Source organism: Paenibacillus sp. J22P165, assembly GCF_059692015.1.
In genome coordinates this window covers 195,902-211,335 of the sequence record NZ_JCAUAP010000006.1, presented here as the reverse complement: position 1 = coordinate 211,335, position 15,434 = coordinate 195,902, and the positions used below count along the sequence as shown (strand labels likewise).

At 44.3% G+C, this 15,434-nt stretch carries 15 protein-coding genes; 3 read left to right on the top strand and 12 right to left on the bottom strand.

The features are described from left to right. Positions 1 to 65: 65 nt before the first annotated feature. The 9 genes from AC58QM_RS16140 to AC58QM_RS16100 all read right to left on the bottom strand — a co-directional run bounded on the left by AC58QM_RS16140 (position 66) and on the right by AC58QM_RS16100 (position 9,724). On the bottom strand, positions 66 to 239 hold the full coding sequence (locus AC58QM_RS16140; RefSeq protein ID WP_497285614.1) for a hypothetical protein: 174 nt from the start codon (positions 237 to 239) through the stop codon (positions 66 to 68). An 85-nt stretch (positions 240 to 324) separates the two neighbouring features. Beyond that, positions 325 to 765: a D-aminoacyl-tRNA deacylase gene (gene dtd / locus AC58QM_RS16135; protein WP_497285612.1), complete on the bottom strand. Its 441-nt coding sequence runs from the start codon at positions 763 to 765 to the stop codon at positions 325 to 327. Positions 766 to 789: 24 nt separating this feature from the next. Further along, positions 790 to 2,976: a RelA/SpoT family protein gene (locus AC58QM_RS16130; RefSeq protein ID WP_497286037.1), complete on the bottom strand. Its 2,187-nt coding sequence runs from the start codon at positions 2,974 to 2,976 to the stop codon at positions 790 to 792. A gap of 172 nt (positions 2,977 to 3,148) precedes the next feature. Further along, positions 3,149 to 3,661, bottom strand: coding sequence for an adenine phosphoribosyltransferase (locus tag AC58QM_RS16125; RefSeq protein WP_497285610.1), 513 nt, complete (start codon positions 3,659 to 3,661; stop codon positions 3,149 to 3,151). A 27-nt stretch (positions 3,662 to 3,688) separates the two neighbouring features. Continuing rightward, positions 3,689 to 6,106: a single-stranded-DNA-specific exonuclease RecJ gene (gene recJ, locus AC58QM_RS16120; RefSeq protein WP_497285609.1), complete on the bottom strand. Its 2,418-nt coding sequence runs from the start codon at positions 6,104 to 6,106 to the stop codon at positions 3,689 to 3,691. A 63-nt stretch (positions 6,107 to 6,169) separates the two neighbouring features. Beyond that, positions 6,170 to 7,123, bottom strand: coding sequence for a cation diffusion facilitator family transporter (locus AC58QM_RS16115; RefSeq protein WP_497285607.1), 954 nt, complete (start codon positions 7,121 to 7,123; stop codon positions 6,170 to 6,172). Positions 7,124 to 7,188: 65 nt separating this feature from the next. Further along, positions 7,189 to 8,115, bottom strand: a complete 927-nt coding sequence (secF, locus tag AC58QM_RS16110; RefSeq protein WP_497285605.1) for a protein translocase subunit SecF — start codon at positions 8,113 to 8,115, stop codon at positions 7,189 to 7,191. Next, entirely contained in the window at positions 8,105 to 9,340 is a 1,236-nt protein-coding gene (gene secD / locus AC58QM_RS16105; protein ID WP_497285603.1) for a protein translocase subunit SecD, read from the bottom strand. Before secD ends, secF begins: the two co-directional genes overlap by 11 nt. Positions 9,341 to 9,436: 96 nt before the next feature. Further along, a complete protein-coding gene (locus tag AC58QM_RS16100; RefSeq protein ID WP_497285601.1) occupies positions 9,437 to 9,724 on the bottom strand; it encodes a post-transcriptional regulator in 288 nt (95 codons plus the stop codon). 204 nt (positions 9,725 to 9,928) lie between these two features. Between AC58QM_RS16100 and spoVB the strand changes: the two genes are divergently transcribed. After that, positions 9,929 to 11,494 carry a stage V sporulation protein B gene (gene spoVB / locus AC58QM_RS16095; protein WP_497286035.1) on the top strand — a complete coding sequence of 522 codons (1,566 nt, stop codon included), beginning with the start codon at positions 9,929 to 9,931 and terminating at the stop codon, positions 11,492 to 11,494. Positions 11,495 to 11,505: 11 nt separating this feature from the next. Here the strand turns inward: spoVB and AC58QM_RS16090 are convergent, their stop codons facing one another. Together AC58QM_RS16090 and AC58QM_RS16085 are read right to left on the bottom strand one after the other, a co-directional pair. Continuing rightward, entirely contained in the window at positions 11,506 to 12,192 is a 687-nt protein-coding gene (locus AC58QM_RS16090; RefSeq protein ID WP_497285599.1) for a DUF421 domain-containing protein, read from the bottom strand. A 104-nt stretch (positions 12,193 to 12,296) separates the two neighbouring features. Continuing rightward, positions 12,297 to 13,625: an ArsB/NhaD family transporter gene (locus tag AC58QM_RS16085; protein WP_497285597.1), complete on the bottom strand. Its 1,329-nt coding sequence runs from the start codon at positions 13,623 to 13,625 to the stop codon at positions 12,297 to 12,299. A 111-nt stretch (positions 13,626 to 13,736) separates the two neighbouring features. Between AC58QM_RS16085 and AC58QM_RS16080 the strand changes: the two genes are divergently transcribed. Together AC58QM_RS16080 and AC58QM_RS16075 are read left to right on the top strand one after the other, a co-directional pair. Next, positions 13,737 to 14,117, top strand: a complete 381-nt coding sequence (locus AC58QM_RS16080) for a TIGR04086 family membrane protein (RefSeq protein ID WP_497286033.1) — start codon at positions 13,737 to 13,739, stop codon at positions 14,115 to 14,117. A 97-nt stretch (positions 14,118 to 14,214) separates the two neighbouring features. Then, on the top strand, positions 14,215 to 15,054 hold the full coding sequence (locus tag AC58QM_RS16075) for a phosphatase PAP2 family protein (protein ID WP_310502864.1): 840 nt from the start codon (positions 14,215 to 14,217) through the stop codon (positions 15,052 to 15,054). A 65-nt stretch (positions 15,055 to 15,119) separates the two neighbouring features. On the opposite strand, the gene yajC is transcribed toward AC58QM_RS16075, so the two are convergent. Beyond that, the gene (gene yajC / locus AC58QM_RS16070) at positions 15,120 to 15,434 is read right to left on the bottom strand and encodes a preprotein translocase subunit YajC (RefSeq protein WP_497285595.1); all 315 of its coding nucleotides are present in this window, start codon (positions 15,432 to 15,434) and stop codon (positions 15,120 to 15,122) included.

Below are 15,434 nucleotides of genomic sequence, written 5' to 3'. Positions count from 1 at the left end.
ATTATGCCCGTTTCACAAATAAAACCACGCAGGGCTGACGTACAGCACACACGTGGTTTTATGAATTACCGATAAGATTTTTTGGGTATACTCTTCATTTTTTCAAGATCAGAGGTGAATTCTGCACTTATTTCAACATCCGCGAGCGCGGATGCTTGACTCATCCGTTCTGCCATGGAGGTATGGAACAATTGCTGAACGGGGGCAGTCATCATTTTTTCTTTGACGGATTGACGCATCTGTAGGCTCCTAACCGCTAGTTTATACTTTAGTAGTATAACCACCGGTCTATCTGCCTATCCCGAAGCTTCAACCATTCCTAACTTATTTGCTATCGATGATTAGCGTAACAGGTCCCCAATTGGTTAAGGAAACGTCCATCATTTCACCGAAGGCGCCGGTTTCAACCTGTAAACCCTGCTCTTTGAGCATGGCATTGAATTGATGATACAGCGGCTCCGCCTGTTCAGGTCGTGCCGCTGACATGAAATTCGGACGCTTACCTTTACGACAATCTCCGTACAGTGTGAATTGGGACACCGATAAAATGGCCCCTCCTGTCTCGATGACAGAAAGATTCATTTTCCCCGTTTCATCTTCAAAAATTCTTAGACCCGCCACTTTATCCGCCAAATACTTGGCATCTTGTTCCGTATCTTCATGCGTAATGCCAACTAGCAGCATTAACCCCTGACCAATGCGACCGATGATTTGATCATCAACGGTTACTTCGGCACGTTTGCAACGCTGTACGACTACTCTCATCGTTCCTAAATCCCCTTATTCTTGCTAGGTCTGCATAATCCGTTGAACCGAATAAATATCTTTGACACGTTTTATTTTTTCTACAACAGACTGTAGATGATCGATATTTTTAATTAAAATAGTCATATGGATCGTAGCCATTTTGTTCTTATCCGAACGTCCAGATACAGCTGAAATCATCGTCTTACTCTCGGATACAGCTTGGAGCACTTCGTTTAAGAAGCCGCGGCGATCATGGCCGGTTATCTCAATCTCCACATTGAAATTGGATTCAACAGCCTCTGCCCAATCCACTTCAATTACCCGTTCTTCTTCGCCCATGCTCGTCGGAATGTTGGTGCAATCTGAGCGGTGCACAGATACTCCTCGTCCACGTGTAATATAACCGATAATGAAATCACCTGGAACTGGATTACAGCATCGAGCAAAACGTACGAGCAAGTTATCTACACCTTTAACGCGAACACCATTCGTAGGACGGCTTTTGCGTTCCGCAGAAGCAGGTGCTTTGACCTCTTTCACTTCGCTGCTCAGCTTAATAATTTGGGCTTCTTCTGCTTCCTTGCGTAGCTTCTCTGTGAGTTTCGTACAGATTTGAGCCGCCGTAATGCCGCCAAAGCCAACAGCTGAGAGCATGTCTTCAATATCGCTAAAATTAAACTTCTTCGCTGCTTCCAGCATTTTATCATCGCTCATTAAGGTCGGAGGATCAATCGCTAAGCGTTTAAGCTCACGTTCAATCATATCCTTACCTTTTTCAACGTTCTCTTCACGCTTCTCTTTCTTAAACCATTGCTTAATCTTACTCCGAGCATGAGAGGACTGTGCGATCTTGATCCAATCCTGACTTGGACCATAGGAATGCTTGGAAGTTAGAATTTCAATAATGTCGCCGGTTTTGAGCTTATGATCGAGCGGAACGATCCGCGAATTGACTTTGGCACCAATGGTACGGTTACCGATCTCTGTATGAATTCGATAAGCAAAATCCAACGGAACTGCGCCTGCTGGAAGCTCGATGACTTCCCCTTTTGGCGTAAAGACGAACACAAGATCCGAGAAGAAATCCATCTTCATGGATTCCATGAATTCAGACGCATCGTTCGTTTCATGTTGAAGCTCCAGAATTTCGCGGAACCAGCTCATTTTATCTTCGAAGGTACCGGATGGAACAACTGAGCCGCCTTCTTTGTATGCCCAATGTGCAGCGATCCCGAACTCGGATGTCCGATGCATTTCCCATGTCCGAATCTGAACCTCAAGCGGCTCACCTTTCGGCCCAATCACAGTCGTATGCAAGGATTGATACATATTCGGCTTCGGCATTGCAATATAATCCTTGAAGCGGCCGGGCATCGGTTTCCATAATGTATGAATGATTCCCAAAGAGGCATAGCAGTCCTTAATGCCGTCAACAATGACACGCAGGGCCATAAGATCGTAAATTTCGTTAAATTGCTTGCCGCGGGAGCTCATTTTTTTGTAAATACTGTACAGATGCTTAGGTCTTCCAGAAATATCTCCCTGAATCCCCATTTCATCCAATTTCTCTTTGATGCTATGAATGACATCTTCAATATACTGCTCACGCTCAGTTCGTTTCTTCTGCATGAGATTAACGATCCGATAGTATTGCTGCGGATTCAAATAACGGAGGGCAATGTCCTCCATCTCCCATTTGATCGTAGAAATACCAAGACGATGAGCAATCGGGCAGAAAATCTCCAACGTTTCTTCTGCAATGCGGCGTTGGCTTTCTTCTGATTGATACTTTAATGTCCGCATATTGTGCAGACGATCGGCTAGCTTAATCAAAATAACGCGAATATCCTGTGCCATAGCAACGAACATTTTGCGATAATTTTCATTCTGCTGCTCTTCTTTGGATTTGAACTTAATGCGCTCCAGCTTCGTCAAACCATCAACGAGCATTGCACATGTTTTCCCGAATTTATCTAGAACAGTTTCCAAAGAAACTGTCGTATCTTCAACCACATCATGCAGAAGTGCAGCTATCACCGAAGTGACATCCATCTGCATATTCACCAATATATCTGCCACAGCAAGTGGATGCAGAATATAGGGCTCACCTGATTTGCGCACTTGGCCATGATGGGCTTCGTCCGCGAATTCATAGGCCTCCCGAATCCTCTGCAAATCATTCTCTTTCAGATAGGTGGCGGCCTTTTCCAGCAGCTGCTCTATACCCATGCATCTACCCATTCCCTTTAGTCGATTTTTATTCATTATGCCTGCTAGTCAGGCCCCTCGTCAACTATTCGCGTACAAGCATTCGACAAAATGCATCATTGATGCTGAAAACTCCGTAAATTGCTATGAAAAAGAGAATCGAATAACGAACCTTCGATTCTCCAACCCTATCTTAATATTGAACAAGAGATACAACATCAAAACCATCAAATTTACTGCGGCCATCTAAGTAAGTAAGCTCGATTAAGAAAGCAGCTCCAACAATTTCTCCGCCAAGCTGTTTAATCAAATCAACGGAAGTTTGAATCGTGCCGCCTGTTGCAAGCAAATCATCTGCAATCAGCACTTTTTGTCCAGGCTTAATGGCATCTTTGTGCATAGCAAGCTTATCTTTGCCGTATTCAAGCGCATAGTCAGCTTCGATCGTTTCACCAGGCAATTTGCCGCTTTTACGAATAGGAATAAAGCCTACCCCTAATGCTGTAGCTAGAGGAGCTCCAATCACAAATCCACGTGCTTCCGGACCTGCAATTACGTCGATTTCTTTGTCTTGAATCAGTTGTTTCATTTGCTCGATCGCTTCTTTGTAAACAGGACCATTCTGCAACAGTGTTGTGATATCTTTGAAACGAATACCTGGCTGTGGGAAGTCCGGGATAACGCGAATATAATCTTTGAAATTCATTATAATTTCCTCCAATGTTAACTCTTTTTATAGTATGTGATCAGCGATCCATTGCTCCAGCTCTTTTGCTGAAGAGTACATGACAATGGCTTCAACTTCTTGACGATGCAAGCGATGCTGGTACAATCGTGATGTTGTTAAATCTCTTTTGGCCGGAGTGGCACTCAATGTAACCATATTATCATGTTTTACGACAAATTCTAATTCTTCAAAGACAGATATAATAAAATGAATCATGCCGAGGGAAAGACCTGAACGTTTACTAAAAGACGTCATCATTCTCGTATCTTGAAGTTGGAGCGTTTTCTCCTTCTGCAGGGTAGCATAGAGCATCTTGAACATGTCACGGGAAGGTAACGTATTCCCACTATCCTGCCCAAGTTCGGCAAAAACGGGATAGCACCGCATCATGCCTGTCGCCTGTTGGAGTACCCCTTTCAAGCTGTCAATCCGACGCGGTAACGTGTACAGAATGACATCCTGCAGCTCCTCGAACGCGATCGCAGTTGCTGCCTCATTCCCCGGCCTTACAGGGCCGTCTTCTTGCACGATCCAATAAGGCACCTGTTCTCCGACTTGAGCCGCTGTTGTCTGATACAGAACTACATCTGCCTCGTCAAAGAGCACAATTCCTGGTGAGCTCAGTGTCGCAGCTGGCCCCCCAGAAAGGTTGCCCGAAAGCGCTGCAAGCTTCAGATGCAATTGGCTGGTGCCTCGCCAATCAAATACTTGCGTATGCGGGATACGCAGATCCTGCATGATGATTTGCGGCTTTCGAACACCGTTCCACTCGTTAATCGACAGCTCACCTAAGACATCCACTTTGGCAGAGGGCGCAATAAGCGCTGCTAAATTCCCTTTCCCAAAGCCTACAGCTTCGACCGTACAGCTGACCTCATCCTTCGCTTGTGAAAGCCCTAGCTTGAGATGCTGCTTTTCCTTACCCATGGTTCGAATATCCTCAAGTCCTAATTCCGTAAACATGAACTTCGGCGAAGGATTCCCCATCCCAAATGGGGCAAGCAATTCAAGCCCTTCAATACTGGCAATAGGGACATCTACAAGACTGCACGCATTATCTACTTTTAAAACGGGAATGTAATCTTGCTCTGTCAGTGTGGCCTCTGCCAGCTCATTTAATCGAATTGCGAAGGCTTCCAAATGACCGCTCTCTAGGCTCATCCCAGCCGCTGCTTGATGCCCGCCGTAGTGGTCGAGGAGATCCTTACAAGCTGTCAGCGCCTTGTGCAGATCAAAGCCTGCTATCGAACGTGCAGAGCCTTTGGCCATGCCCTTCTGCGGATCAATGCTCAACACAAGCGTTGGTCGATAGAATTTCTCTACAATCTTGGAAGCTACAATCCCAACGACGCCAACATTCCAGTTTTCTTTCGCTACGACAATTACTTTATCCAAGCCCTTCGCGCGCTGTTCCTCAGCCATAGCGAACGCTTCTTGGACCATGTCCTCGACGATTTGTTGACGCTCCTTATTCAGCATATCCAATTCGAAGGCAATTTGCTCTGCTTCTTTTTCATCCGTCGTCGTAAGGAGCCTTACTGCAATATCAGCCGCTTCTAACCGGCCACTCGCATTAATTTTGGGAGCCAGCGAGAAACCGATATGCCCGGCCGTAATCTCTTTCCGCTCAATGCCAGACACACCGATCAGGGAACGAAATCCGACATAGTTGGAATCCTGCATGCGTGCGAGCCCCATCTTCACAAGCAGCCGATTTTCTCCTGTGAGGGGCATAAGATCGGCTACCGTTCCAAGCGCAGCGAATTCAAGAAGCTCTTCTGGAAACCTCTCAAGCAGCGCATGTGAAAGCTTAAAAGCAACACCTACACCTGCTAGCAGTTTATAGGGGTAAGGACAGCCAGGCTTCTTAGGATTGATGACCGCTAAGGCATCAGGCAATACTTCTGGCGGCTCATGATGATCCGTCACAATGACATCCAAGCCGATTTCATGGCAATAGGCGATTTCTTGAACAGCGCTAATTCCCGTATCCACGGTAATCAGCAGCTGCACACCTTGCTCCTTCGCCAAGTCCATTGCAGCACGATTCAATCCATACCCTTCGCGAATCCGATGAGGAATGTAGGTATCAAAATTTGCCCCTAATCCTTGTAACAAATGTGCCATTAAAGACGTACTGCTGACGCCATCTGCATCATAATCGCCGTAAACACGAATCAATTCGTTGTTGTGCAGCGCTTTTCGAATTCGCTCTACAGCGGGCAACATCCCGTCCAATAAATACGGATCGTGGTAATCGCCAACGCCACCTTGCATAAATTGTTTGGCCTCAGACACATTGCGGATATCTCGCAACACTAGAATACGGGCAACCAAGGGATCCAACTGCAGCTCTCGAACAAACTCTTCAACAAGCGCTTCATCCGCATTTCCAATGTTCCATCTTGCCTTCGGTGCTAGCACTTGGTGGGTCCTCCTTGCGTTTTCCTCAGAAAATCTCGTTACGTAAACTTCGAAAACAATGAATTAGTGTAACACAGAGGGCAGCTCACTTGCTTCCACATCTGCTTGTTGCTTATAGGGATAACCTGCATCATAAGGATTCACATGAGTGAACACATGTGTGACATGATGATACTGTTTCATCAGCTGCTGCTTTATTTTCTTCGACACCTCATGGCCCTCCCAGACAGAAAGTCTAGGATTCACACTGATTGTCACATTGATGACAACATAATGCCCATGTTCTCTCGCATTCAAATCATCCACTGTAATCACACCATGAATCTTTTGAACTGTTTGTACAAAATCAGCAGTTTCCTCTTCGTGAAGTACTTTCACGGTTGCGGTTGATAAACTTTTGCCGATCAAAGAGTAAGCTATTTTACCTATCAAAAGAGCAACAATAAGTCCAGTTAATGCATCCACATAGGAATATGCGGTAGATCCTACGGCATGTGCTAGCATCGACGAGACAATGCCTGCCACGACCACAATAGATGAGTATATATCGAAACGGCGTCTTCGCGCATTGGCAATAAATTCCTCAGTCCCTGCTTGTTTGCCGAGTCTACGCAAGAATCGGAACATCACTTCCTTAGTGAACAGCAAGAAAACAAGACCAGCCAAGGTCATAATCGTCGAATTAAACTCACTTGGATTGAACAGGGATTTGATGGATAGGATCCCTAATTCAGCTCCAATTACGAAGATCAGTACAATGAGTAAAATCGAACCGACTGACATTTGCTTATCTAAGCCTCGCATAGAGGTACCCGTCAGCTGCACTCTCATCGACTTTATTCTGTTGCCAGCGTCTGATAGTAAGCAAACTCCTGCCGCCGACTGTGCCGCGGCTGCGATCAGTGACAGACTGTTAGCCTTGAAACCAATAATGCCTAACAGGCAAGCCAGCACAGAAAGGACGATCATACCTCCCCAAAATCCGTATTCTGTCTTTTGAAAACCCTCATCATTCATGTGGACATACCCCCTGAACGGATACAAAGGCCGCGCAACAATCACGCGGCCGGTTATTATGGTTATTACGCTGCAACTTTCTTTTTAGAACGTGATAAGGAGTTTCTTTTGAACAAATACCACAAGGAACAAGCAATGAAGACGGAAGAGTAAGCACCGCTTGTTAGACCGATTAACTTCGCCAAGGCGAACAATTTAATGGACTCACTGCCGAACAGATATATACATCCTGCGGCAATCAACACGACGAGTACGGTATTGATGTTACGTGCCATCGTTTGCCAGATACTATCGTTGACCAGAGCAACAAGGTCAGCGTCTGTTTTGAGCTTAGCGAAACGAAGGTTCTCACGAATTCGGTCAAAGATAACGATCTTGTCATTAATCGAATAACCGATCGTTGTCAGAACAGCTGCAAGGAATGGCAGGTTTACTTCGAAACGGAAAATGGCAAACATCGCGATAACGATGAACGCATCGTGCAAAATAGCGATAATCGCTGCTAAAGCAAAACGCCATTCAAATCGGATACTGACATACAAGCAAATCAATACGCTGGAAATGGCAATTGCGTATACGGCTTTCATCAATAATTCTTGAGCTAGCTGTGGATCAACCGTGTTAATTTCCTTCGACACTTCTGCACTATAAGCTGTTGCAAAAGCTTTTTGGATCTTATCGACTGTCGCATCGTCCAGAACGTCATCAAAACGGATCGACACGCGGTCACTATTGTTACCGCCGATTGTAGGATCTGCATATTTCGACTTCACGTCGCCGCTAGTGTTCAAGCCATGCAGGATTTCCTCAACTTTAGCGCTATCCAATTGTTTACCTACAACAAGGTCAATATTCGTTCCTGCTTTAAAATCGACACCGAAATTCATGCTCGAAGTTAAGATAACGATTAACCCAGCGATCAGAATGACAGCCGAGATGATGAAAAAGATATTGCGATTTTTTACAAAATCGTATTTTTGCTTAGAGTCCACGGATGTCTGCCTCCTTCACACCGAAATAACTTGGCTTTTTCAGCAAATTACCCCGGATAATAAGATGTAGCAGCCATCTGGAGAACAAAACGTTCGTTAAGATACTGATAATAATACTCATCATCGTAATAACTGCGAATCCGCGAATAGCACCGTTACCTACATAGTAAAGCACGATACCTGCGATTAAATTCGTTACGTTCGCATCCATAATCGTACGGAAGGAATGCTTCGTCCCTGCTTTCAAGGATGAAAGAATACTCTTGCCTGCACGGATTTCTTCGCGAATTCGTTCATAAGTGATAATGTTCGCATCAACGGCCATCCCTGCACCCAAAACAAGGGCAGCAATACCAGGCAATGTCAGCGTGGCATTCATAAAGTCGAAGATTGCTAATAATACCCAAACGTACGTTATCAAAGTGAAAGCTGCTACCAAACCTGGGATACGGTAGTAAAGCACCATGAACAAGAAGATTAAGATCGAAGCGATTAGCCCCGCTCTAGCTGTCTCATGCAAGGAAGCTTTTCCTAAAGTAGCATCAACACGTTGTATGTATTTTTCAGTTAATTTGAGCGGCATTGCGCCTAAATTAATCATTTTTGCTACTTTAGTAGCTTCAGCTACGTTCGTTTGTGTAATGATCGCGGAGTCACTGTCGATTGGGAAATTGACAGATGCTGTGGATTGTACAACATCATCCAAATAAATGGACAACGTGCTGCCAACCAGCTTCGTTGTTACTTCTTTGAATTTTTCTCTGCTCTTCATTTTGATTTCAACAATCGGTTGCTTCGTATTCGGATCGTAGCTTAGTTTCGCTGCGTTCTCGACGAAGTCCGTACCATTCATGTAAACTGTTCCATCTGGTCCACGGAATGTAAGTACGGAAGGCTTAGACATCAACGTACGAACTTCTTCCTCGTTCTCAACACCCGCGAGACGTACACGGATACGATCGGAACCTTCTGGATACACCTCAGGTTCAGCAACACCGAGTGAATCCGCACGTTTAGCAAGGCTTTGCGCGGCTTCCGTAAGCGTTTCCTTGGTTAGAGGCTGTCCAGCCGTTAAAGGCTCTGCGGTGTATAATATTTCAAAACCGCCTTTTAAATCCAATCCAAGCTTAATACGTTCTACAAGTCTAGGGCTCGTTGCTCCAACTGCGCCAAGAACAATGACAACCGTTAGAAAAAAGAACGAAATTCTTTTCCAATCCAGCATCTGTTGCTAGTCTCCCTTCAATACTCAATATGCCTATTATACTCAGGTCTGAAAAACGAGTCAATTTAAGTCGTTTCATGAAAAATAAGCCCATTCTTAGAATTGGGCTCCTCTATACATACTAATCGTCATCCAGTTCATAAACGCTGTAGACTTGAGGGACAAAATGTCATTTACGATTTGATGGAGAGAGGGCATCCCTGTTTTACGATACTTATCGCTTACACAATCCCATATATCCTTGCCAGTAACATGCTCATATCCGAGAAGTATAAACTCTTCTACTTTACTCAAACATAGGCTTTCGATAATTTCATTCAGTTCATTATCCGAAAGCCCTGGATGCTCTTCTTCTTCACTTCCGTTATCCTGTGCGTCATTCATGGGGGATCCTCCTAAAAGTTTTGCTGGAGCAAAACTATCTACGTAAGCATAAGCTAAAGGCATTGGTTTTACCTGTATGCTTTATCATTCGAGATACACCTCGCGATTTCCTGCCAAATACACCTTCGTCCATAAAATCTTAGCATGAGCTTGGCCAGCTTGCGCATAGTCATAGGTATGACATTATCGGAAGAGGGTATGGCAGTGACCAAGCAGTCGTTTATTAGAGGTACAATGATCCTGCTCGCCGCAGGCATTTTGAATCGCATACTGGGCTTCATACCCCGAATGACGTTACCCCGCGTAATCGGAGCGGAAGGCATTGGCATTTATCAAATGGGCTGGCCCTTCCTGTCAGTGATTTTAACCATTATTACCGGAGGCATTCCTGTAGCCATTGCCAAGTTAATCGCGGAAGCGGAGGCAGAGAAGAATGAGAGCCGGATTCGCAGTATATTGCGCATATCGTTAGCCATCACAATATCCCTAAGCTTCATTTTTACACTTATCTGTCTTCTAGGGGCCTCATGGATCACGTCACATTTGCTAACAGACTCCCGTGTGTATTACACCTTCTTATGTATGAGTCCCATGATCCCTATTATTGGCGTCTCCGCTGTGTATCGCGGTTATTTCCAAGGCAGGCAGAATATGATTCCTACGGCAACCTCGCAAATTGTGGAGACGTTAATTCGGATTGTCATGGTGCTCGTCTGTTCTTATATGATGATCCCTTATGGAATTGAATATGCGGCGGCAGGTGCGATGATCGGCGTTTTGGCAGGTGAAATAGGCGGACTAGCTGTCTTGGCCATTCATTTCCGATGGGATAAGAAAGAGGCTCCTAAGTCCCCTTTAGCCCAAATAGGAACGAAAAAAACAATAGGTCGTTTCTCCAATCTACGTAGAATTTTACGTATATCCATTCCGATTACAGGCAGTAAACTCATCGGCGCCAGTTCTTATTTACTGGAGTCGATCTTAATTGCTCAGAGCTTAGCTATCGCTGGTATAACTACTTCGTTAGCAACGGCACAGTATGGAGCTCTACAAGGCATGATTATTCCAATCATCCTTCTACCGAGTGCACTCACCATGTCCTTATCCGTCTCTCTCGTTCCCTCGTTAAGCGAGGCGGCTGCACGAAAAGACCTCAAAACTATCCATATGCGATTGCATCAATCCCTGAAGCTTGCTTTAGTGACAGGCGCCCCTTTCGCTGTCTTGATGTTTGTTCTTGCTGAACCAATTTGTACATATATGTACAATCAACCTGATGTCAGCGTCATGCTCAAAATGATGGCACCGATCGCCATCTTCATTTATTTTCAAGCCCCGTTGCAATCTGCTTTACAAGCATTAAACAAGCCTGGTGCAGCACTAGTGAACACCCTCATCGGTTCTACTGTGAAGTTAATCTTGATTTACTGGTTAGCCAGCAAGCCTGAAATGGGGATTAATGGGGCCGTATTTGCGATTAATGTGAATATTGTACTGGTTACTTTACTTCATTGGAATAGTGTCGTTCGACTACTCAAGTTCAAAATGGAGGGCAGCAGCTTTGGAAAAATCGGTGTAGCGATGCTACTTTCAGGAGTTGTCTGCTACCTCATCATGTACACACCTTGGGTTTCCCTAACTTGGATTCGTTTCGTCACCTCTTTACTTCTGGGGATCATCTCTTATATCTGTTTCATCACACTTTTCCGACTCATTAGTCTTAAGGATATTGGGCGTGTGATGAATATGGGTAAAAAAATTATCCGTTGAATCGCGGCGGCTTACCGCTTTCGATCAAGGAACATTCTACCGCGATGATCAATGGAACAGTAGAATATTTCTTTAAAGTCTCGCGCTCCTTTTTCTTGGAGCTGGTTTTTCAACCAAAACCTCGTTTGACCGATTTTCTCTAAGTTATCGTCTTGCACTTTACCATCCATAATAAGAGGCAGCGGCAAGCCCTCGTAACGTATTGCATTATTTGATTTCGTTACTACCGTCTCTGTCTCTTTGTCATTTTTGTCTTTTTCAACTACGCTTAACTTCCCCGAAGGCTCCAAAATCGCAAATTCCACATCTGCCACATTCATAATTTTATTCTGTCTTAATTGGAGCATCAGATCATCTAGATTATAACGATGCTTCTTCATTTCATCCCGATTGATCATTCCCTTATTTATTAGAACACTCGGCTTTCCGTCGAAAAGCACACGAATCGTGCGACTTTTTAACGTAATAAAGGCAATGACAACTTGAATGAGCACCAAAGTCCCCATAGGTAAAAGACCTGACATAAGGGGCTTCTTCGCATCCTCCAGCACAAACACAGCAATTTCCGCAATCATGATCGAAATGACAAGATCGAAAAGCGAAAGTTTACCAATTTCACGTTTCCCCATAATTCGGAGCATGAGAAAAACGACAAAATAGATAAGCACCGTACGCAAAAAAATGGTCAGAATATCCATCGCAACCTCCCTGATCTAAGCTCTAGCTCGTTCTCGGAGTTCACTGGTATTCTGACCGCCCATGCACTTCATCATGCAGATATTACGTATTCAATTGTTGGCAATTACAACAAGAATAATTTGAAATATACCGTAGAAATCAACAGTAGAATGAAACAAATCGGTGCCGCTACTACGACATATTCACTTTGTTTTAACTTAACACCGTCATGATAGGTAAATGATGCTGCGTATAAACTTGCGATTGAGCTGATTAGCGTTACGCCACTTCCGATTCCACTGCCCACGATCAGTGCCCACCAAATAGGCTGCGTGGATACCTCTACGAGCTTCTCCATCTGATCAACGATTGGAATCATTGCTGCAATGAACGGGATGTTATCCAGCATCGCCGCTCCAAAGCTATTTAACCAGAGCAACAATACCGTCAAAAAAGGGATACTTCCTTGACTTAACTCAAGTCCCCTGCTGGCAATGAAGCCCGCAAAGCCTGCGTACGTTAAGCCACCAACCATGATGAACAAGCCTAAGAAGAAGAGCCATTGCGTTTCTTTTACATGATGCCAGACCGCCACAAAGTCTTTGTTTTTCATCGTTTCAACGATATCTTTGTAATTGAATGCGAGAGCTGCAATCGCTCCACAGGCTGCAATATAAGCTGGGCTCCAAGCTAGTACACCATGAAGACACAAGATAAGCAAAGTCACTCCCGTTATCACACTGCTGCCCCATACAAAGATGCGATTTGTTGATAAATATGAACTTGGCTTCAAGCTGAGCAGTTCTCGCATATGAGCTTCAGCAGCAACCAAGCGCTTGCGATAGATGAGCCACATAATGAGATAAACAACAGCTAACAGCAAGCATATTAGCGGAAATAGCTTGAGGAACATCTGCCCTGCTGAGATATGTCCTGAGGCTCCTAATATTCGGCTAGGAATATTGCCCATGATCGTTGCCGCGCCGCCGATATGTACGGATAATAGCATGGCGATTAGAAATGGAGCCGGTACTAATCTCATTTTTCTAGACGCAATAATGATAAAAGGTACGATGACTACGACAGCCATTAGACTGTCCAAAAGTGCCGAGATGAGTGCTGCTAGAAGGGATAGACAGATGATAAGTGTTAAAGCGCGCATGCGATATTTCCGCACGATTGAACTCACGATATAAGAGGGAATCCCCGTTTTTTGAAAAAGAGTTGAGAGGATAAATAGGCTCACGAGATAAATGATGATGGACCAGTTTGCGTAGCTGGATAGTGCTTTATCCAGGGGGACAATGCCCAAAATCAGCATCAAACAGGCTCCACCTAACGCGGTATACATGCGATCCCACTTTTCAATCAATATACAAACGTAAGCAGCTGCAAAAATAAGCAATGCCGCTACTGCTTGCCACATAGCCGGACCTTGAGAGAATTCAGTCATAAATAATCACACTCCTTTGAACGATAGTTTGTACTAATTCTATGTACTTGCCCATACAATGATGTTAATGAAGCGTTCGAATATAGGAAAGGAATGATGCCTGTGAACCCTATGAAAACGGTCAGTCAGGTTCGAATAACATCGCCATTATTTTCAGGACTTGTCTATTCTTTTACGATGATGACCATCGGAACCATTGTGACCTCCTTGTTTTTGCTATTAACAAGCACGCAAGAAAGCTCCTTGCACACACTCACAACAATCATCCATGCGGTCTCCTTATTTATTGGAGGATGGGTTTCAGGGAAGCGAGCGGGAAACCGCGGCTGGTACCACGGGGGCATGGTCGGCATCTTTTATTTCATTCTTATTTTCTTGGTCGGTTTTCTAGCTTTTGACGCAGGATTGAATCTTCAATCCCTCCAATTACTTGGCATTCTATTCGCAGCTGGGGCGCTCGGTGGCATACTTGGTGTAAATACTCAGAAATAAGTCTTTTCCGTGAAGATTGCACTTCCCCCCTGTTGAATGTGGTATAATGTCATAGTTATTGCCGCACAAAACTTCCAAAATATAGGGGGGATACAACATGAGCCCTTTTCAATCTATGACGCATGCGACAGTTTATATTGTACTAACTATTTTCGCTTTTGTAATTATCGCAACGCGAAAGAGTCCATACACCATTGCGAGTAGCTTCGTTCAAGAGATATTCACTTCACGCAAATACCTTCTTCATTTCATCGCGTTGCTTATGATACTCATGTTCAATAAGATGGAAATGGCGATTGAAAAAGGCATGCAATACAAAGCTGACTTTACGAAGTCGATCTACGGCATTGAAGGCGACTTTGTAGCATCGATTCAGAACTTCTTCCATAATGATGTTCTAACGGTGATCAGCAGCTACTTCTATGTAATCATTTTTCCCTCCATCATGATTACTTCCATCGCTCTCTATACGTACCAGAAGAATCATAAGCTTTTCTATGCGGTCTGCTATGCACTCATGTTCAATTATATGATTGCCATTCCGTTTTATCTCTTTTTCCCAGTTAACGAAGTATGGTTTTTCCATCCCAAAGTAGATCTTCTTATTCTAGATGTTTTCCCAACGTTTGAGCAAGACTACAGACCGTTATCAGGACTCGACAATTGCTTCCCAAGCTTACACACTTCCATTTCTATCTCTATGGCAGTCATCGCTGTAAAAAGCCAAAACAAGTTTTGGAAAATTTTCGTTCCTTGCTCCGCGGCCTTTATTATTTTCACAATCTTCTATCTCGGTATCCACTGGTTATCGGATATGTGCGCCGGCGTTGTACTTGGTGTCGTAGCTGCTAGAATGGGTCTTCGGATTGCCGAAGGTCGTCTCATCCTTGGTGAGCGCGCCCTCCTCAAACGCCGTGTTAAGAATAACGAATATTAAAATGTTAGCTGCTTAACAAAACAAAAAGCGAGAGCCTATTATAGGACCTCGCTTTTTTAATTTTCTTATTCCTTAGCAGCAGGCGTTTGTGAAACCGCATTAACTGCGGAGCGATCAAATGTCATCTTCGTCGCATCGTTGACACGAAGTACGCAAATGTCATCCGTAATTTCTACAATCGTGCCGTGAAGTCCGCCAATGGTTACTACTTTATCCCCTTTTTTCAATCCTCCGAGCATTTGACTACGTGTTTTCTGTCTTTTTTGCTGTGGACGAATAAGTAAGAAGTACAGTACTACGAACATGAGCACTAAAGGCCCGTATGTATACAAATATCCTACTGCACCAGTGCTTGCAGCATCGTCAGCCAATAGAAACAT

Excerpts from the sequence above, each read along its gene's own strand:
- AC58QM_RS16140 (WP_497285614.1), bottom strand. The coding sequence starts at position 239 with ATGCGTCAATCCGTCAAAGAAAAAATGATGACTGCCCCCGTTCAGCAA.
- dtd (WP_497285612.1), bottom strand. The coding sequence starts at position 765 with ATGAGAGTAGTCGTACAGCGTTGCAAACGTGCCGAAGTAACCGTTGAT.
- AC58QM_RS16130 (WP_497286037.1), bottom strand. The coding sequence starts at position 2,976 with ATGGGTATAGAGCAGCTGCTGGAAAAGGCCGCCACCTATCTGAAAGAG.
- AC58QM_RS16125 (WP_497285610.1), bottom strand. The coding sequence starts at position 3,661 with ATGAATTTCAAAGATTATATTCGCGTTATCCCGGACTTCCCACAGCCA.
- AC58QM_RS16115 (WP_497285607.1), bottom strand. The coding sequence starts at position 7,123 with ATGAATGATGAGGGTTTTCAAAAGACAGAATACGGATTTTGGGGAGGT.
- secD (WP_497285603.1), bottom strand. The coding sequence starts at position 9,340 with ATGCTGGATTGGAAAAGAATTTCGTTCTTTTTTCTAACGGTTGTCATT.
- AC58QM_RS16100 (WP_497285601.1), bottom strand. The coding sequence starts at position 9,724 with ATGAATGACGCACAGGATAACGGAAGTGAAGAAGAAGAGCATCCAGGG.
- AC58QM_RS16090 (WP_497285599.1), bottom strand. The coding sequence starts at position 12,192 with ATGGATATTCTGACCATTTTTTTGCGTACGGTGCTTATCTATTTTGTC.
- AC58QM_RS16085 (WP_497285597.1), bottom strand. The coding sequence starts at position 13,625 with ATGACTGAATTCTCTCAAGGTCCGGCTATGTGGCAAGCAGTAGCGGCA.
- AC58QM_RS16080 (WP_497286033.1), top strand. The coding sequence starts at position 13,737 with ATGAAAACGGTCAGTCAGGTTCGAATAACATCGCCATTATTTTCAGGA.
- AC58QM_RS16075 (WP_310502864.1), top strand. The coding sequence starts at position 14,215 with ATGAGCCCTTTTCAATCTATGACGCATGCGACAGTTTATATTGTACTA.
- yajC (WP_497285595.1), bottom strand. The coding sequence starts at position 15,434 with ATGTTTCTATTGGCTGACGATGCTGCAAGCACTGGTGCAGTAGGATAT.